Source organism: Lactobacillus acetotolerans DSM 20749 = JCM 3825, from assembly GCF_001436775.1.
GTDB lineage: Bacteria > Bacillota > Bacilli > Lactobacillales > Lactobacillaceae > Lactobacillus > Lactobacillus acetotolerans.
In genome coordinates this window covers 14,509-35,559 of the sequence record NZ_AYZC01000003.1, presented here as the reverse complement: position 1 = coordinate 35,559, position 21,051 = coordinate 14,509, and the positions used below count along the sequence as shown (strand labels likewise).

The following is a 21,051-nucleotide window of genomic DNA, read 5'->3' as shown; positions in this document are numbered from 1 at the left end:
TTTATTTAACTTCTACCACTTTGTTAGCGTCAAGCAAAATCAGGTATTTATGCCTAATTTTTTTAGGAGTAAATTCATCAAGAGCCTTCTTATATAAACGAAGCTGGCCGGTATACTTTTGCTTAATTTCCGCAATTGCTGTAGATAAGTGCTTTTGATCGACGTGATCGGTCTTATAGTCAAATAAAATAATACCATTATTTTCAATGAAATAACCATCAATCGTACCGTGTACCAAAATTTTTGCGTTTGGATCACTAAAATGATCAAACAGGGTATTCGCTGCCAAAAGGCTGGAAAAATCAACCTCCCGCTTAAGCCTATTGGGATATTTCCAGAAGCGTTTGGCAAAATCACTGTGAACGAACCACTGAATTTGATCTTTGGGTAAGCTGGCGACTATCTCAGGATTTAATTTTTTCTTTTGAATTAAATCCTTTATTTCTGTATTAAGCTGCTCCTCACTGCCATCACCATGATAATCGTAATATTGCAAAATCAAGTGTGTGGCGGTACCAATTTCAGCCCCCGTAAACTTAGTTTCAAAAAGAAAGTTAGGCTTTGTGTCAATTGGTTGCAAATACCTATTAGTTGAAGACAAAAGATGCGAATTTTCTAGATCGGTATCAAGCGGATCATTAAAGGCTTTCTTAATTTCAGAAACCGCTTGGTAAGCCGTTGTTTTACTAGCATCCTTAAACGGATAATCAAAATGGTAGAGCCGTTTAGCCGTTTTACCCAAAAGTTGCAAATCTTCACCTTTCTTAGGCTCTTTGAGTTGTTCTACAGCAGTAGGACTTTCTTGATTATCATAATTAATATATAAAATATTTTGGCTTTGGTCTACAGCACTCGTAATATCAGTTATTTTCTGGCTAACATGCTGGTTAAATCTTAGTGCTGGACCCACAAAATTTAAGGGGCTCTTTGCCGCTAACTTATCTGCCAGCGGCAGGTCGCCATCATGATTCAATTCTCTGTCCCAAGTCTGAACGCTCTTATCAAAGTTAGGAATGTCCGCAACTAATATTAATTTTTGCTTGGCCCGAGTTAAACCCACATAGAGAATCCTTGACTCTTCTTCAAGCTGCTGCCGCTTTTTTTCAACGTTACCAATCGCTTTAACTAACGAATCGGCCCGATAATGCGATTCACGGAGGGTTAACCCCACCTTATCTGAATTAATGACATAGTTGCCGCTTAAATCGCGCATCTGAAACCGGTGTTCTAATCCCACATAAAATACGATTGGAAATTCTAGTCCCTTAGAACCGTGAATTGTCATCAGTCTGATTGCATTACCTGCTTCCTTCGTTAAAAGCGGCTGGGCAAGATCTTTTTGGCTGCGCCGCATACGGTTAATAAAGTTAATAAATTGGTAAAGTCCCTTAAAGCCAGCACTTTCGTAAGAAGAAGCTCGTTCATACAGTGCTTCCAGGTTAACCCTTCTCTGTTCACCGTTAGGTAAAGAAGTCATAATTTCTAATAGGTTGGTCCGTTCGTAAATACTCCAAATCAATTCAGAAATTCGGTGGTTAGTTGCAAATTTGCGCAAGTCACTTAGTTGATTCAAAAAGTTTTTAACACGTTGACTAAGTTTGTCATTAATAGATACATAGGAAGTTAGAGCACTGTAAAAACTGCTATTTTTATTTTTGATGCGAATTTTAGCTAAATCTGTTTCCTTAAAATTAAATAAGGGAGAACGTAAAACCGTTACTAACGGAATATCTTGATCCGGATTATCGATAATTTTTAAATAATTCATAATTACCGTTAATTCAAAGGTTTGAAAGTAATTCTTAGCGTCAGTGATAAAAAGAGGGAGATTATTCTTAGCAAATTCTTGCATTATTTCAAGGTTGTCACTCCGGCTCCTGGTAAGGATGGCAATATCACTATAACGAAATGGACGCTTTTCACCACTATGGGGATCATAAACTTGCAATTTTTCTTTTTTAAACTGCTTGATCCTGGCAATCACCATTTCAATCTCAGAAAAGTCTAAATTGCCAGCTTCATCATCGGTATCCTTCTTAGAGCCTCTTTCTTTTTTGTGGAAAATAACCTCGGTTGCCTGATCAAGGTGCTCCGGATAATATTTAGCCCCATAGACCAATTGCCCTTCATGTTTATAATCAATTCCACCAAAATTTTTACTCAAAACACCATTAAATATATGGTTAACAATTGCTGTTACTGGCTTAGTTGACCGAAAATTATCTGATAAAAGGATCCGTTCTTCATGGTCATTTTTATCTTCCGCAAAAGCATGGTATTTATTTAAGAATAGGCTCGGCTCCGCTTGCCGAAAACCATAAATTGACTGCTTAACATCCCCTACCATAAATAAAGTATTCTTTTTCTTATTTTTTATTAATTGCAAGATTCTTTCTTGTAAGGCATTGATATCCTGATACTCATCAACTAAAATTTCTTTAAATTTATTCTGGTAAAAATCCCGGGCAAGTTGGGCGTTAGACGTATCCTGACTAAGAATCTGGTAGGCCAACTGCTCCATGTCGCTGTAGTCAAGCAGATTTTCTTCCCGCTTTAATGAATTAAAGCGATCGATCAAAGATAATTCAGCCTTGCTAATGGCTGCCATAATCCTTTGTCCTTGCTTCATTATTTTAATTTGTTCTTTTTCCGTATTTGCATAAAAAGAAGTGAAGGTATCAAAAATTTGGTTCTTAGCCTCATTTTTGAGGTCCTGGGCCTCTTGGTAAAAGTCTAAAAGATCTTCATCCCATTTTTTGGACTTTCGGTAATTCCCTGTAAAAATACAGGAACGTAAAATTTCCCTTTGTTCGTTGTAATCAGTGTCATTGGTCAAAGCATTAATAAAATTATCTAAATTTTTCTTAAAAAGAGTAAAACTATCTCTTACTTTCTTTAATTCTTTAGTTGCAAGCGCACCGCTCCCTAATAAGCGGGCAACCTTGTCTTGAAGACCTGAAAAACTGGCAAGCATGTACGGCTTTATCTGCTTCTGCCATAAGTTGGAAGCAACAACGTTATCACCGATCGCATACACTTTGCTTAATCCTTTTAACCACTTACGGTAATCTGGTTTAGCCATCGCAAAATTATATAAATCAAGTAACAAGTCTTTAGGTGATTCAGCATCCCTGTCACCCGCAAAATTATCATAAAAAGCAATGAAGTCTTTGTCTTTTGCTTCTAAGTACTCACTTTCAATTTCATGCAGTGCGCGCTCTTTCAATAATGCAGCTTGGGTCTCATCCGTTAAAATACTGAAACTCGGATCAATATCAATTACGTAGTAAAAGCGGCGGATTACGTCCAAACAAAAGGCATCGATTGTTGAAATATTTGCTGTATCAACTGCATTTAATTGCTTACGTAAGTATGAAGCTTGCTCCTTATTTTCTTGCAAGGCTTTAGTAAGCAATTGTTTTATCCTATTCTTCATTTCTTCTGCAGCAGCTTTGGTAAAAGTTACCACTAATAGCTGATCTACACCTGTTCCAGAAAGGATTTCTCGCAGGACCCGTTGTACTAAAACCGTGGTTTTCCCACTACCGGCTGAGGCAGATACCAAAATATCATGCCCTTGATCGTTAATTGCTTTTTCTTGTTGCTTAGTAAACTTAGTCATTTTCATCCTCCTTTCCTAATTTTTCCTTTATTTTGGTTAATAATTCTTTCTTATTAAGATTAGTAATTTGGTGGTATTTATTTTGTTTAAGCATTGAATCAAAGAAGAAGACGTCGCGGTAATCTGAATACGTTAAAGCACTCGTTCCTTTACCGTAACGGTATGGGTTTAGTTTAATCTCCCCTGATAATATCTGGCTAGAGGCACTCTTAATTAAATCTTCGTCATACTCAAGCAAAAGTTTGAGTTCATCCGCGCTAAAGTTTCTGTTTGACGGAAGAGAAAAGCCACCCTTCGCTTTGGTTTTCAAACCGGCATATAAATTCGAACTAGTTTTATTTTCATTTAACAGCGGCTCTGCTTCAGTTAAAAGGGTAGGATCATTATTAATTAAGCCGGTATACATTAACTTTGGTTTACTATCTAGTGCCGAATCCTTAACCTGCATGTCAGTTCCAATTAATTCCTTGCTATTTAGACGATCCAATTGCCTAGTAACCGTTTGGTAAAACGCCCCTAAAAGCGACAATTCATCATTGCCAGCAAAAAATTGCCGGTTCTTAGCTAAGACATCCAGGTAAGAGACCATTTGCAAAGCAATCCCGTTATAGAACATCCCTAGATCAAATTTCTTGGCCGATGACTTATAATCGATTACTTGTGCCAAAAACTGCTTTTTCCCAGTAATTGGGGCCAAATCAACCCGATCCATCTTCCCGCGCAGGTCGATTTTATGGTTACCTGCTAAGTTAGGTACAGCAAAATCCAAGCCCTTAACCTTTTCACCTAATCCAAAATTAAGCTCTGAATATTTTGCCCGTAGGGGCGTATCCTTCAAAGATTTCCGCCAGTTATGCGCAACTTTTGAGGTAGTATGATCCAGACACTTAAATAGGTATTGGTTAAAGGGATCATTTAACAATTGCGCGTACTTACCTTCGTCCATCATCTTCGAACGAGCCTGGTTAAGTAATTTCTCTAATTCTGCATTATCAATCTTAGCCAAATCTAAGTGTTTTTGATTTAATTCTTTGACTAAACGATCAAAAGTCTCGTGAAAATAATTTCCAGCCTGGATAACATCAAATTCATTTTCAAAACGTTTCCTTAAACGCAAACCATAAGTTAAGAAATATTCATATGAATTTTCATAATAGGTTTCCAATTGCGATACGGATGAATTTAAATTCTGTCCGTACAATTGTTCAGCCAAATCAGAGCCAATATTTTCAGGACGATTATCAAATTTACTTGCTGCAATGACAGCGGTGGTTTTATCCGGTATTTCCTTCTGGGTTAATGCTAATAGGTTAGAAATAGCACGGCTGGGTTCAATTGTGTTGAGATAAACCAAATAACCAAGGCTAGCACCAGGATTGGTTAAAAAAGATAGAATATCCTGCAATTTACTTGGCAAATCATGTTGAACAAATTCAGGTGCACCATAATTTTTAAGCCGATCATAGTAGATCGATGGTTCAAGTTCCTCATTTGAGGCATTTAGTATCGGATAAGAAATATAGACCCGGTCTTGGGCCAATGCCAGAGAAATTCCAAATTGGTAATTCTGATCCAAATTATTAAGCTGTTGATTATCTTCTAAGTACGACTCTTCACCAAAACTCTGTTGCAGCTTCTGTAAGTTTTCCGTACTCAAAAACCCCGGAGTCTTTTGAATTGCCGGCAGGTTAGTACTGGTTGCACCAATGATAAAGACCTGCTTATAACCGCTTGTCTGGATCATCCCCATCTCGGATAGGTTGACCGCATCCAAAGTTGACGGAATTTGTGAGAAAGTAGCCTCTTTAAAACCATTTATCAGCATATTGAAAAAGGCATCGATACTAAAATCATTTGGATTAATCAGTAAATAATCTTTAAGTAGGGTAATTAATAGGTCCCAAACCTGTTCTGGTTGCTGAGCCTGCTGCAAATCTCCAGCATCATTTGCGTCTTTACGCCACTTGTCTAACTGCTGGGTTACCCCATTACTAGTTAAGAAATTGAAGAAAAGCGTGATCTCCTTCTGACTGTTACTTTCCTTCTTCATTTTTTCTATTAGAGTAGTTATTTTGCTGACAAAATACTGCCGTAACTTGTTAATTTTAGCGACTTCATCGGGCATTTGGTCTAACCTAATCACACTCACGTCAACGTAATCCGTAAAGTCGCGTTTCCATAAATTATGATTAATTCCGTGGGCTAAGACGAAATTCTCTAATTCGTCAACATCATGAACATACGCACTCTCATCTTTGTACCAAGACGGGATGATTAAACGCGTTTTCATGATTGCCAGTAAATTTTGTGTCTGTAGCGGCCTGGTCAGCAATTCAGCAATATTTCCAATCAAAATAACTAAGGGGTGATACTTCATTTCTTGCTGTAAATCATTGAAGAACGGAATCTTATTTTGCCGCAAAATCGGCGTTAAATAAGTTTCATATTCTTGTAAGTTTGGTGCCAAGATCAGAAAATCGCGGTAACGGTAATTGTTAAGTGCAACTTGCTGATAAATTGTCCGCGCGACAAAATAAGCTTCCGCATAACGTGAATCAGCCTTTACCAATTGCACCTGCTTTAAATTAGCAACTTGTCCGATAGTTCCGGTCCACAAACTATTCAGTAGCTCACGTGAGCTCTGCTTCGGTGCCAATTTGGTCGTTTCTACCCTGTAATTGAGGTTGCGCTCCTGCATAAAATCGGTTAAATGTTTGATGGTTTGCTGAATAACATAGTCATAGTCACCCGCTTCAGCTTTAGGGTTAATCTCCCCTATCTTGGTTTTAAAGGCTAAAGTGACGTTTTTAGCACGCATCATCAGCAATTTAATTGTCAAACTTTCTTGCAGTGAAAAGTGTGAGAAGTCACTGAAATAAAAACTAGTGTTGCCTAAATCCTTTTTCTTTGCTAACAATTCATTTAATTGCAGTTGTACCTCATTCTTGGTTGAAAATTTGCCGGCAATTTCCTTTGTAAAAGCATCATAAATGATCCGCAAATCGTGAATTTTATTTTTAGTTTCTAAATCCAGGTTTTCTTCATCTAATTCATCGAGATCTAAATTGCCATCACGAACCTGCAAAATCGTGTCATACAGTTGCTTTACCAAGCCGGAATTCACATTAACGTTTTTAAAAAGCGTTAATTCATCACGTTTTTGTTCAATAATTTGTGCCAAAAGCATAGCTGCAGCCGCATCATCCAAACGTGTGGGCAAACCCATTTCAGCATCTTTTAAGAAATACCAGGCTAACCGCGAAAACGATAAAACTTGTAAGTTTTTAACTGAAGTTTCAGCCTTTTTTTCACTTACAGCCAGCTTGTTTATTGCCCTAACTTCTGTGGTAAACTTAATGTGATTTGGAACGATAATAAAAGTTTCATATTCTGGATAATGTTTGTAATTTTGGACCGCTTGGTCCAGAATTTTTTCTTGTAGTGGGTCGGTTTGACGACCTATTAGAATATTGATCATTTGTTCGTAACTCCTTGTGTCTTATTTTAGCATAGGGAAAATATCTTTTAATCATTAAAACTTAAGGAAAATAAAATGAAAAGTAGTTATTTAGCACACGGAAAAGTTATCTTAATTGGTGAGCATTCTGTAGTATATGGTTTCGACGCTTTGGCAATGCCCATCACTGCTTTGCATATTAAAACTACCGTTGAAGCAGCCAATAAAATGTGGATGGATACCGCCAGATACCACGGGCCCTTTTTTGCAACACCAAGTGAATATGACGGCTTAAAGTACGTAGTTAAAACAATATTGAAAAAAGCTAACAGCAATGACAATTTAAAAATTACTTACACTGGTGAAATACCAATGGAACGGGGCTTTGGTTCGAGTGCAACCGTGGCTTTAGGCACAACTAAGGCAATGAATGCGTACTTCAAATTGAATATGACCGAAAATGAAATTATGGCCATCACGAATCACGCTGAGATGATTAATCACGGTAAGGCTTCTGGACTCGACGCCGCAACGGTTAACTCCGATTACCTGGTGTTTTTTAATAAAAAAATGGGCCCGAAAAAACTTAAAGCAAAGCTGAACGCCACCCTGTTAATTATGGATACAGGCCAGTTAGGAAATACTAAAAAAGCTGTAACCCAGGTACAAAAGCAGATCCAAACATCAAATAAGGCTAAGTTAAACATTCAGCAATTAGGTAAACTTGCTGATGAAACTAAAGCTGCTTGGCTTAAACAAGATAGGAAAAAAGTAGGACAAATCTTTAATGCAGCAGAAAAAATACTGCATTCTTTTGGCCTTGCAACCAATAAAATAGATGAATTGCAAAAGATTGCGTTAAATCATGGCGCATTAGGCTTTAAATTCTCTGGTGGCGGTTTAGGTGGAATTGTTATCGCCCTCTGCGATAATCAGGCAGTTGCCACTGAGATCGCGCAAAATAGCCAACAATTGATCAGTAATTACTGGATTGAGGAGATTTAATGAAGAAAACTGCTCGAGCACACACAAATATTGCCCTGATTAAGTATTGGGGAAAGGCTGACAATAGTTTGCGCCTTCCGCTTATGTCCAGTCTTTCGCTGACTTTAGATGCCTTTTATTCTGATACTTCCGTTGAAAAAACGGATGGACCTAATGTCTTTTACTTAAATGGCAAAAAGAAAAACGCTACTGATTCTAAACGGGTGTTTAACTATCTACACCTACTGCAAACTAAATTTAGCCTTGCTGGCAACTTAATCGTGCATTCAACGAACCACGTTCCAACTTCAGCTGGCCTGGCCTCATCTAGTTCTGCTTTTGCCGCATTAGCCGCCGCTTTTTGTGCATGCTACCAGATTGATGTTGACAAAAAAGAGCTGTCACGCTTAGCCAGAATAGGGTCTGGATCTGCCTCACGTTCAATTTATGGTGGCTTTGCAATCTGGCAAAAAGGACACGATGATGAGAGCTCCTATGCCTATGCTTTAGATGAACATCCCAAAATAGATTTACAGCTCTTAGCAGTAGAATTAAATAGCGGTCCTAAAAAATTATCTTCAACTAAAGGGATGAAGGAAGCACAAACTTCTCCCTTTTTTAAGCCGTGGATTAAACGTAACGACTCCGAATTAAAACAAATGGTTTCCGCTATTAGTAATGAAGATTTTACAAAACTGGGTAGTTTAGCCGAGCTCAATGCCAACGAAATGCACGCTGTTAACTTGACCGCTCAGCCTGGTTTTACCTACTTTGAGCCAGACACAATCCGCGCAATCAAGCTGGTTGAAAGTTCACGGGAAAATGGCATTGAGTGTTACTACACAATCGATGCCGGACCAAATGTTAAGGTCCTTTGCCAGTTAAGAAATGTAAAAGAAATTATTAAAAACTTTGAGTCAGAATTCAAGAATGTTAAGATAATTGAGGCAAGTTTTGGCTCAGGTATTTCATATTTGAATTAAAATTTTGCTAAAAGCTTAATTAGATTAGAGGATTTAATTCTTTTGATAACAGAAAAAGCACCCGGGAAATTATACATTGCGGGCGAATACGCCGTATTAGAACAGGATTGTCCTGCCATTTTGGTGGCAGTTGACCAATTTATCCGCGTTTCAATTACTAAAAGTAAAACAAGCACCGGTTTGATTCACTCCAAGCAATATTCACAGGACTCAATTCATTGGGTACGTCGTGGTTCTAAAATGGTAATTGATAACCGTGACAACCCATTTGAGTATATTTTGTCAGCAATCTCTTTTACTGAGCGTTTTTGCATCGAACAAAATATCAAAATGAAGTTTTACGATTTACATATCAACTCTGACTTAGACTCAGCCGACGGTAAAAAGTACGGTTTGGGATCCAGTGCGGCTGTCACAGTTGCAACCGTAAAGGCAATTTTGCGCTTTTATGGGGTTCCATTCAGCAATGAATTGGTCTACAAGTTATCAGCTGTCTCCCACTACTCCGTTCAGGGCAATGGGTCAGCCGGTGATATTGCAGCCAGTGTTTACGGCGGTTGGTTAGCCTACCAAACCTTTGATAAAAAATGGTTGGAGGCAGAACTGAATAAAAAATCACTTTCAGAAGTCGTTAATGAAGCTTGGCCAGGTTTAAAGATTGAATTATTAACCCCGCCTAAAGGGATGAAATTGATGATCGGCTGGAGTCAAAAACCAGCCTCCACTTCACGCTTAGTTGATGAGACTAATGCCAATAAAGCTGCATTAAACGGAGAATATAAAAAATTCTTAGCTGATTCCCGGCAGTGTGTTTTAAAGATGGTAACCGGATTTGAAGAAAATAATATTGCTTTAATTAAGAAGCAAATTCGTGTTAACCGCAAGTTATTACAACATTTTGCCCGGATCAACCAAATTGCAATTGAGATCCCACGTTTATCCAAATTAATCAATATTGCGGAGAGTTTTGGTGGTGCAGCTAAAACTTCAGGTGCCGGTAATGGTGACTGTGGCATCGTTATTACGGATGCTGACACGGATACCCAAGCACTTGAAAATGAATGGCGCAGAAATGGTATTTGGCCACTTAACTTTCGTGTGCACCAAATTACCCTCGCACAGTAAATAGAGGCAAACAAATGTCGATAAGATCTAATAGAAAAGAGGAACATCTGACATTAGCTCAGATGTTTTTTGATAGCCAGAAACAAAATAGTTTTGATCAGATGCACTTATTACGACCTGCTCTGCCTGAAAGCACGGTAGATTTAAAGTCAATTCAAACGCAAATGTTTGGTAAAAAAGTAAGTGTACCCTTTTTTATTAACGCAATGACTGGCGGCTCCAAAAAATCGTTTAAGGTGAACCAAAGTTTAGGTAAAATTGCCAATAAGACTCAGATTGCCCTAGCCCTGGGTTCAGCCAGTATCTTAGTCAAAGAACACAGCCAATTAGACAGTTTTCTTATTGCCCGTGAGGAAAATCCCGATGGCATTATAATCGCCAATATTAATGCTAAAACTTCCGCAGATGATGCCCAGGCAATCATTGATGAATTAAATGCGGATGCACTGCAGGTTCATTTGAACAGCGTGCAAGAAATAGCAATGCCTGAAGGGCAAAGAGATTTTCATTCTTTAGACCAATTACGAAAAATTCGGCAGAAAGTAACCATACCAATCATTATTAAAGAAGTTGGCTTTGGGCTCGATCAAGCCACAATCCATCTTTTGAAAAAAGAAGGTTTTGATTACTTTGATGTTGCCGGCAGTGGCGGTACCAACTTTGCCCAAATAGAAAACGCGCGTAATGCTAGTGACGTTTCTTACTTAGAAACTCTTGGATTATCTACCGTGGTTTCAGCGATGATGGCTAAGAAGGAAAAAGTTAACTTTATTGTTTCTGGAGGCGTACGGAATCCGTTAGATATATTGAAAGGCCTTGTATTAGGCGGTAAATACGTTGGTATTTCTAACTTCTTCTTACAGGCTTTAATGCAAAATGATGAAGAATACTTGCTTAATATGATTCAGAATTGGCAGAAAGAATTAGCCAATTTAATAGCAATTTTTGGTAAAAATAATTTGAAGGACTTAACTTCTATTAAGCAGTACTATGATTTACCACTTAAAAGTATCATTGAGCAATTGCTTTAGTTTACATAATTTATATTATTTAAAGTTAAAAAGAGGAGCAGCAAAATTTTGCCGCTCCTCTTTATTTGTAGTTATAATTATTGCTTTTTAACAAGAGTCTTCTTATCCAGCAGATTCATTCTTTTAGAGGTGATCAATCCTGCTAAAATGCTGTCATTAACGTTAATTGCAGTCCTACCCATATCGACGATTGGGTCGATTGCTAATACGATAGCCATAACTCCGATTGGCAGATTAAGAGTACCTAATACGATCAAACTGGCGAAGGTAGCTCCACCACCTGATCCAGCTACACCGAAGGAAGAAATGGTAACTACGAGAATTAATGTAAGAATAAATTTGAAAGAAAAGATATTAATCCCAACAATTGGCGCTGTGATTGTAGCGATCATTGCTGGATAAATACCAGCACAACCGTTTTGACCAATACTTAATCCAAGACTGGCTGAAAAGTCAGCGATTGCTTGATCAACACCTAATTTTTTAGTTTGGGTTTCAACGTTCATTGGCAGTGCACCAGCACTATTTCTTGATGTGAAGGCAAATAATAATGTTGGCCAAACCTTTTTATAATATGTAATCGGATTGATCCGGTTAACAAGCAAAATTATTGTATGCCCAATTAACACTAAGATTAAAGCGAAGTAAACGGCAACGATAAAGATTGCTAAGCCTTCGATTGTTTTAATGCTGTTAACAGCTACGGTTTGGGTCATTAATGAGAAGATACCGTAAGGGGTTAAGTTGATAATAATCTTTACTATTCGTCCTAAAATTTGGTCTAAAGCGTTAGTGCCACTAGCAAATACTTTAGCAGCATCTGGCTTATTATCTTTTAACCACATGAAGGCAAAGCCAACTAACATTGAAAAGATAACTACGGCAATCGTGCTAGTTGCACGTGTCCCTGCTAAATCGGCAAAGATGTTTTGTGGTAACAAACTGACAATTTTTTGTGGTACCGATAATTTATTCAAAGTGTTCTGGTGTTGTTGCAAGAAGGCTAAATTATCTTTGCTAGCTGTACCTCTAGCAAAAGCCGCTCCTTGTAAGTGAAAGACAGCTACACTAATAAATCCGATTAGTGCTGCTACGGCAGTAGTTGAAAGTAAGAAAAACAAAATATTACCGGTAATTTTACCAAATTTTTCTGATGTCTTGAGCTTAGTAAAGGCACTAATTAATGAAATTAAAATCAGTGGTATTACCAACATTTGCAGTAAGGAAATATATCCATTACCAACAATAGAAATCCAATCAGTGGCATTTGTAGCCACCTTACTCTTGGCACCAAAGATAAGTTGGACGCCGATTCCAAATACAATCCCTGTAATTAGTCCGATAACAACTAATTTATTAAAACTAACCTTTTTCTTCTGTAAATACGCTATGGCAATCAAAATAATTGCGGCTAAAGCGACGACTATAACAGTCGAAATATTATCATTCATAATTTAAAAATCCCCATCTATTAACTTTATATTCGAATCGAAATTATGAAAATTGACAAGCTCTCCCACCTCTATATTTGCCGAATAGGGTTACTAAGGTTTTATTAATTCTTTTCTTCATAGCTCTCACCTTCATTAGAAACACAAAAAAATGCTGCTACCTATCTCATATAGATGTCAGCATTTTCTGATTATTAAAGAATTTAAATGTTTGCTGATGATCAATATGAATTATCCCAAAATATTTAGCGAATTAGCTAATAAATGAGAAAATCCAAATTGATTTACTCATTTATTATTTTGACATAATACAGCAACACATTTTCATCTTAATAAATCTCCTTACTTTTTGTAACTATGATTAGTATACCTTGATTATAGAATTTGTACAAATATTTTTAACTTTTTAGTTAAATAAAATTTTGAATAAACAAAAGCGATTGTTTGATCTTTTCAACCAAACAACCGCTTCTTTGCGTCCAATAATTGTGTACGTATGTTAGGACGTTCTACCTTTAACGGGTTTCAAAATTTGCTCGTTTGAGGTAACGACCGGAACCAATGATGTAATAGCTCTTACCGTGAATTCCAACGGGATCGCCATAAGTTCCAACTACTTGGTACTGCTTCACCACCTTCCGGCCGAGTCTGTTACCATACTGGCTGTAAACATAGGCATTATGAGTAAGCTTACGCTTAGTTGCGTCAATGTTACCAGCTGCTATGTAATAGTTATTATCTGCTACATAGAACTTGCGCCCATTGATGGTCTTGGTGCCATAAGTCTTCACCTTAGAATTCAAGTTCAAGATGACTTTATTAGCACGTTTACCTTCTTGGTTATACAAGTAAGCATTGTGCTTCAAGGCTTTAACTGTAAATGCTTTGTTACTATCTTGCTTAGCATTTGGTGATAACTCACTATTAGCTAAGTCTGGATAAGCAACCTTGGTAAAGTTATTAGCCTTCATAAAGTGATTGTGATCAATGGTGTAATACTTCTTACCACGAATCGTAACAACTGTCCCATAGATAGCTACATCCTGACCAGTCTTAACGACCTTCTTACCAACACGTTGACCATACTTGTTATAGATATAGGCATGTACTTGAGCTTTCTAGTCTGAGCAACAGCGTTGCCAGCAGCTAAGTAGTAGTCATTATCCAAAGTAAAGAACTTCCGGCCATTAATGACAACCATACCATAAGTAGTAACTGTTGAACCTGCCTTCAAGCCTGCTTTATTAGCACGTTTACCATCTTGACCATACAGGTAAGCATTGTGCTTGAGCAATTCTTCCTTAGCTTCACCGTGATTATTACCATTGTTGCCATTACTAGTTCCATTGGCATTCTTGTCCACGATATTAACCGTGACATTAATGGAAGTCTTGGTCCCATCCGGATAAGTTACAACCACTGTACCTTCTTGCTTACCTTTTTTGGAAGTATCCGGTGCAGGCTGCCAACTATACTTGGTACCATCGGGCAGCTGGTCCTTATTCTTAATCGCATCACCAGCATAAGTAGTATCGCCACTTAAGTCTGTGCCTTGTGGAATATCGACCTCACCAGGGATTGGTAACTTCGGTGTTCGGTCTGGTTCTGGAATATGGTTACCATTATTAGGCTTCGGTGCTTTATAACCAACTCGTAACATAACCGGTACGTATTCTTCACCATCAAAACTAGCTTCACTATGACTGGGATCAGTGTAGTACTTAATCAAGACATACTCTGGTTGACCAGAAGCACCGGTTGCCGTCTTGACATCATCTGCTGTTAAGGCCGTACCCTGCTTATCTTTAGTCCAGCTAAAGACTGGGTTCCACTTCGAAATGTTGGCCACATCATCCTTTAACAAGGCTGCCTGGGCTTGGTCAGAAGTTGGCAAGGACTTCACGTCTACATTCTGCTTATTATTGTCATCAGCAGTTACGTCTACTAACTTAATCGTGACATGCTCAGCAGTATAAGTCTGGGTAGTGCCACTTGGGTCATCCTTAAAATGGACCTCAATTTCAGCACTGGCAGTATTAGTACCGGATAAGTCTGGTAATGTGCCAGCCCATTTAACGGAATCTACCTCGCCACTAATATCAGAACCATCAGCGGCAGTTAAGTTCAAATCACCAGTGCTAATTGCTTGGTTAGCATTATTTAAAGTACCGTCTACCTTGTGGGTAGTAATAACAGCTGTAGCATTCTTATAAGTATCCGCATCGCTATCAACAATTAACTTAACTGGCACAATCTCATAACCATCTGGTTTAGTGTGGTCAGAATCAGTATAATAGCTGATCTTAATCCCAACTGCGGTACCATCGCTACCACTTGGTGTTACTGTACTTAAGTCATCAGAAGTTAAGGTACCACCATTAGTCTTGACCCAGCTGAACTGCGGGTGCCAATCTTTTAAGTTACCTACATCAGTACTGTTCAAGGCTTGAACTGCAGCTGTAGCAGCAGTGGCAGTAGCTGAACTGTCATTATTCGGTAATGTCTTCAGGGCAGTATGAATTTTGGCTCCGGCTTTAACATCAGCCAAGTTAATTGTCACGTGATCCGTATCATAAGTAGCGTAAGCAGCGTCTGGATCGTTCTTAAAGTGCACTTTGATCTTGGCATGAACTGTTAAACCATTAGCACCGGATAAGTCTGGCGTATCTGCCCATTCGACAGAATCTACATCGTTAGTAATATCAGCGTCTGGACCAGTTCCATTCGTTAATTTCAAATCTTTAAGATTAATAGCTTCATTGGCACTGACTGTACCAGCCACTTTGTGCGTATTAATGGTAGCTGTAGCATTCTTATACGCATCCGCAAAATTATTCACGATCAAGTTTACTTTGACTATTTGCTGGCCGTCAAAACTACTATCAGTATGTTGCGGATCAGTGTAGTACTTAATCACTACATACTCAGTCTGGCCATCTTTGCCAGTTGGTGTAGCAATATCAGTCTTCTTTAGGGCAGTGCCATTAGTATCACTAGCCCAACTATAAACCGGATTCCATTTGTCTAATGCATCTGTATCAGCACTCTTTAAAGCTGCCTTTGCTTGGGTTGCATCTGGCAATGTGCTTGGATCCGTCTTCTGAATGTTACTGTCATCAGCCTCAACTGCTTGCGTCTTAATGGTTACCTGGCTAGCCGGATAAGTATGGTCTACTCCTTCAGGGTCATTCTTAAAGTGCACAATTATCTTAGTCCCAGCTGGTGTTTCGGACAAGGTTGGATAGCTACTACTATCCCATTTAACCGAGTCCACATCGCCAGTAATATCGGCGTCTGGACCAGTGCCGTTCATTAACTTCAAATCATTAAGATTAATAGCTTCAGTAGCACTAGTCACATCTCCTGTTACTTGGTGCGTGGTAATTGTTGCTTGGGCATCCTTATATTGAGTACCTTTACTATTAATGATTAAGTAAACTGGTACAATTTCTGAACCATCGGCATCATGTTGGGCAGCGTCAGTATAATAATCAATCTTAATGCCAACCTTTAAACCATCTTTATCAGTTGGTGTCTTTAAGTCAGCAGTACTTAAAGTAGTGCCATCGGCTTTAACCCAGCTAAACTTCGGGTGCCACTTAGCTATGTTCTTTACGTCATCACTGTTAAGTGCCTTAACCGGAGCATTAGCTTCCGTAGCAGCAGCACTAGAATCAGAATTTGGCATTGTTTGCACTACTGTATGAACTTTAGTGGTATTAGCTTTAACATCTGTTAAGTTAACTGTAACCTGGCTAACGTCATAAACACGATAAGTATCAGTGGGATCACCGGTAAAGTGGATCTTAACTTGGGCTGAAACTGGGCCAGTTGACAAATTAGGTAAAGAACCATCAACCCAACTAATCGAATCAACTTTATCTTTAAGTTTTTCATCACCCAAGTTCAAGCTATCCAAATCAGCTAAACTAATAGCTTCATTTGTATTAGCTACAGCATCAGCTGTTACTTTGTGGGTAGTGATAACTGGTTTAGCATCTTTATATGCATCCGCATGTGATTCCACGTTTAAGTGAACTTGAACATATTCAGAACCATCGGCATCAGCTGCTGTTTTATCTGAACCAGTGTAATAACTAACCTTTACCCAAGCAGGCAAATTAGCATTAACATCTGCCGTATTAAACGGATTATTAGTTGGATCCCAGGTATCACCAGCACTGTCACCGGTGTACCACTCAGCTTTGTAATATGGCATATTCGTAGTATCAACGGTAACAGCATCTGTGGCTTGAGTAGCTGTTGGCTGCTCACCAACGATTACATTTTGAATTGGCGTCTTCTCACTTGCACCTTCAACTGTAATATCAATGTCAAAGGCATTACTGTAAGAGCCATCACCGTAATCAACTTTAGCTTGATAAGTAGTTTTATCACTGGTCTTAGTTAAATCTGGGCCAGCAGTAGCAGAAACTTTACCTTGATTATCAAGGAATACTACTTTGGCAGTAGTTGGATCCCAAATTTGGTCGACAGTTTCCTTCTTGCTATCTGCTTTAGTTTCAACTTGCACATGCTTATTCAAAGTATCCTGGAAGTTAGTAGCTTTGGTATTTACATGTGTCACAATCGAAGTAGCAACCGGATCAGCCTCATAACTGGCACTATTAGGAGTTAGGTTTAATTTAACCTTTACATATTGAATACCATCATTAGATTGATCCTCTATAGGTGCCGTATCTTTATAACTTACCAGAACATAGGCAGTAATTTGACCATTATCATCAGCCTTATCATATAAAGTATCAGCTTTCGTTATTGGGTTATATTTATGAGTTGTCGCATCTTTGACATACCAAGAAAATTTGCCCGTAATTTCAGGATTAAAGGCAGTCACATCAGTTAAATCTACTGCAGCTTTTGCCTGATCAAGTGTTGGCAAAGAATTAGTTCTAATTGTTTGTATTTTATCTGATGCTTTAGCACTCTTAACAGTGATGTGGACTTTATCGGCCGGTATAGTAGCAGATACAGAACCATCTGCAAAATAAAGCACAATTGGAACATTTGCAGTAGTGCCGGTAAGATCAGGCCATGAAGTACCCCGCCATTGATATTTTACATTTTGATAACCAATAATCGAAGTATCAATCTTACCATGACTAGTTGAATGTGCAGCCGTCACTTGACCATTTAATGAACTAAGAGCTTCAGCTGTATCTGGTGTATCCCTTGGTGGCCACAAATCATTTTCATGTACAGTAAGATCAACTGAATCAATATCAGAATAATAAGTTGCATCATTATCAACTACTAAATTAACTGGAACAATTTGGTAACCATCACTTTGCTTAGAATCAGTGTAGTAATCAATTCTAATGCCAACCTCTTTACCAGCAGTTGACGTTGCAGCATTTACATCATCTGCAGTTAAATCTTTGCCAGTAGTGTAGTTAACCCATTTGAACGCGGGATTCCACTTAGTTAATTTACCAACATCAGTACTATCAAGTGCTTTCTTAGCGTCATCTGTTGAAGGAAGCACACCAACCCTGGTATGTATTTTATCTTGAGCCGCTACAACTGGTTGGGTCGTAATCGTTACTTGGTCAGCTGGATAAGTACAAAAAGTAGTTGCTGGATCACCTGTAAAATGCACAATTAATTTCGTACTAGTTGGTGCAGTACTGGATAAATTCGGTAAACCAGTGGAAGTATCCCATTTAACACTATCTACTTTGTCTTTAACATCGGTACCATCTGTATCGATTAAACTAGTTAAGTCACTCTTATTAATCGCTTCAGTATCACTAGTTAAAGCATCTTTTACTTGGTGAGTAGTAATTGTTGGCTTGGCATTCTTATACAAGTCAGCATTAGTTTGAATAGAAAACTTAACTGGAACCTCATCAGTAGTACCGTCACCATAAGTAATTTTAATCACAGCATTACTCATATTGTCACCAATAGGACCGGCTGAAGTATTCAATTTCTTATCTGAATTGATAAAACTAAGAGCACTATCAGTTTTAACGACTCCATCAGCATCCATGATGGCATTGGGTTCCCAATCGATCGTTTGAATAGTCTTATTATTAGGGCGAAAAAGATCAGCAGTATCTTTTAAAGTAGCAATATTTTGTTTCTGGTCACCATCTGTAATGGTGTTATCTTTAAATGTTAAAATTGCTTTATCACTAGCATCATTTGGGTCAGGCGGATTAACATCACCTTTATGAACTTTTTGATCTGCTGCAGTTACATCATAGCCACCAGCATCAGTTTCAGCTCTTCTAAACATTAGATAATCGAATTTATTTGAATAATCATAATTCACTAAAGCTGATTTATCGTTCAATTGATCAACAGATATATTAAAAGTACGATTTGTATAACCTTTACTCAAAATCTCATCTTTAGGGGTCTCTTGTTCAGAACCAGATATTAAGCTTACATTGTTTACATTTGATGGATCAGTATTTGAAGTATCAGCTAAATTAATATTAGTAACAGGATTAAGTAACCACATAAAATACTTATTCGATGGATATGCTTGCACATATTGCATAGCGAAAGGTATTTTACTTGTAAAATTCGTTTTCCCACCCCACATGAACCATTTTGTATCTACAGTCTGATTAGTACTTATAATTGAAAATATTAAGGGAACACTACTCATACTAATTTTTAATGCAGTAAGATCTCGATTACTTGCATTATCTATGACATCACAACCACCAACATTATCCAATAAATTTATTTGTGGTTCTTTGTTGAAATCGGTAGATTTAACAGGTGCAAATAATCGATCTATTTGCTGACCCACTTTAATACTAACGTTTGTTTGCGGATTCACTATTCCAGATTCAGAATAACTCCCTATACTAACTGGTGAATCAAAAAGTGCATTACTACCAGTTGTATGTGGTGTTTCAAAGTCAATTGATGAATTACCAACTAGACTTACACCACAAGCGCCTGAACTATCTAAGCCACTAAAATTTATTGCTCCTGTAGTATGAGCATTATTTAAAGTAACATTAGTAAAATAGCGGTCAAAAGTAGGTTTAACTGTATTACTACCATCAATATTAATATCACTAAAACCTATTGAAGAAGGTCCCCATCCCATCATATATGATGGGTGGCCATCTGTAAAAGTATAATTATTAAGTTTTAAATTATGCCCATTACCATTAATAGTTTTAATAAATGATAAATGCATTTGAGTACCACTAGGATCCGTACCAGCAGTATAAGTAGAATTAACTGGAATTGTACCAGCTGAATTATCAGGGGCTGTTAGATTATCGGTGAGATTAATCGTAGCTGTTTTGTCATCAGCAAGAACAAATAAGAATCTATCCCAATCATTTGCCCCAATATTTGCAACCCCACTTGGTTCTGGATTAAGTGCTGGCAACAAAACTATAATATTTTGTGCAGCTTGACTCAATTCAGGCGCAGTAATTTGTTCGTTATCAGATTTAGAATTTGTATCAGTTGTTGCATTACCCACACTTACATTAGTATCTACAGGTGTGTTGTCATTAACACTTAAAGCAGTTAAAGCTGGAGTATTGTCGTTTGCTTTTGCTTTAGCTTTATTGTTTTGGTCTACTTTCAAGGCAGCAGAATTCATGGCAGCTTGCATTGTATTGTACTTAGCCATCAATTCTTTACCAGTTTGAATGGCATCCCGTAACTGCTTTTGTTTTTCAGCTGTCATCTGGTTAAATTTATCTGAATTTACGTAAGTATCACCTTTTTCAATGGCACTTTGTAAATCTGAAGCAGCGGCAGTTAATGCAGCATCTTTCTTAGGTGCAGTTGGCGTCTTTTCTGCGGGAACCAAACTAGCAGACGGCGTTTTACTTTCTGCATTTGTTTGATCTTGATTACTTTTATCGGCATTTGTATCTTGAGCTGGTGTCTTGGCGGCGTTATCCTTTACATCTACATTTTTAACGTCAGTGAAGAACATGGATAGGCCTGGGAATGTACTCAAATCTGGCTTAGTTAGCTGCTTTTTATCAGTAGAACTTGCTTGCTTATTATTTGCAACTGAGTTAGTTTCCTTATTATTTTGAGTGGAACTATTAGTTACAGTGTTATCCGTACTTTGAGCATTTCGCTCGTTAGCTTGGTTCTGCTCACTTTGTGAAGTACTATTTTGTTCTGCGGCTGTTTGATTATTATTTACTGAGCTACTTTGTTCAACAATATCTGAATTATTATCAGTCTTGTTAGCTTGGAAGAATAAGGTCAAACCTGGAAATGTGCTCAAATTTGGCTTTTCATTGGAACCAGAAATAGCACCCGTGTTACTTACACTGGTGCTATTTGTTTCTTTATTCTTTTTTGTGGCAGTATCAGCTGTCTTGTCATTTGAGGATGCAGTAATTGTTTTGCCTACAGCCTCAGTTGATGGAGAGTG

At 37.9% G+C, this 21,051-nt stretch carries 9 protein-coding genes; 4 read left to right on the top strand and 5 right to left on the bottom strand.

Translation table 11 applies throughout. The features are described from left to right. Position 1: 1 nt before the first annotated feature. Together addA and FC77_RS01085 are read right to left on the bottom strand one after the other, a co-directional pair. Complete coding sequence (addA, locus tag FC77_RS01090) at positions 2 to 3,622, bottom strand: helicase-exonuclease AddAB subunit AddA (protein ID WP_056969660.1); 3,621 nt, start codon at positions 3,620 to 3,622, stop codon at positions 2 to 4. After that, complete coding sequence (locus tag FC77_RS01085) at positions 3,615 to 7,100, bottom strand: PD-(D/E)XK nuclease family protein (protein ID WP_056969657.1); 3,486 nt, start codon at positions 7,098 to 7,100, stop codon at positions 3,615 to 3,617. Before FC77_RS01085 ends, addA begins: the two co-directional genes overlap by 8 nt. A gap of 75 nt (positions 7,101 to 7,175) precedes the next feature. On the opposite strand from FC77_RS01085, the gene mvk reads away from it, so the two are divergent. From mvk to fni, 4 genes are read left to right on the top strand one after another with little or no spacing between them, the layout of a single operon-like run. Further along, positions 7,176 to 8,084, top strand: a complete 909-nt coding sequence (mvk, locus tag FC77_RS01080) for a mevalonate kinase (RefSeq protein ID WP_056969656.1) — start codon at positions 7,176 to 7,178, stop codon at positions 8,082 to 8,084. After that, positions 8,084 to 9,046: a diphosphomevalonate decarboxylase gene (gene mvaD / locus FC77_RS01075; protein ID WP_056969654.1), complete on the top strand. Its 963-nt coding sequence runs from the start codon at positions 8,084 to 8,086 to the stop codon at positions 9,044 to 9,046. The genes mvk and mvaD overlap by 1 nt, the downstream gene beginning before the upstream one ends. Before the next feature lie 42 nt (positions 9,047 to 9,088). After that, the gene (locus tag FC77_RS01070) at positions 9,089 to 10,171 is read left to right on the top strand and encodes a phosphomevalonate kinase (RefSeq protein ID WP_056969652.1); all 1,083 of its coding nucleotides are present in this window, start codon (positions 9,089 to 9,091) and stop codon (positions 10,169 to 10,171) included. A gap of 14 nt (positions 10,172 to 10,185) precedes the next feature. After that, complete coding sequence (fni, locus tag FC77_RS01065; protein ID WP_056969650.1) at positions 10,186 to 11,202, top strand: type 2 isopentenyl-diphosphate Delta-isomerase; 1,017 nt, start codon at positions 10,186 to 10,188, stop codon at positions 11,200 to 11,202. 77 nt (positions 11,203 to 11,279) lie between these two features. On the opposite strand, the gene FC77_RS01060 is transcribed toward fni, so the two are convergent. The 3 genes from FC77_RS01060 to FC77_RS01050 all read right to left on the bottom strand — a co-directional run bounded on the left by FC77_RS01060 (position 11,280) and on the right by FC77_RS01050 (position 20,901). Further along, complete coding sequence (locus FC77_RS01060; RefSeq protein ID WP_056969648.1) at positions 11,280 to 12,653, bottom strand: cation:dicarboxylate symporter family transporter; 1,374 nt, start codon at positions 12,651 to 12,653, stop codon at positions 11,280 to 11,282. A 515-nt stretch (positions 12,654 to 13,168) separates the two neighbouring features. Continuing rightward, a complete protein-coding gene (locus FC77_RS01055) occupies positions 13,169 to 13,750 on the bottom strand; it encodes an SLAP domain-containing protein (protein ID WP_225723726.1) in 582 nt (193 codons plus the stop codon). Further along, complete coding sequence (locus tag FC77_RS01050; RefSeq protein ID WP_156641821.1) at positions 13,690 to 20,901, bottom strand: Rib/alpha-like domain-containing protein; 7,212 nt, start codon at positions 20,899 to 20,901, stop codon at positions 13,690 to 13,692. The genes FC77_RS01055 and FC77_RS01050 overlap by 61 nt, the downstream gene beginning before the upstream one ends. Positions 20,902 to 21,051: the final 150 nt, after the last annotated feature.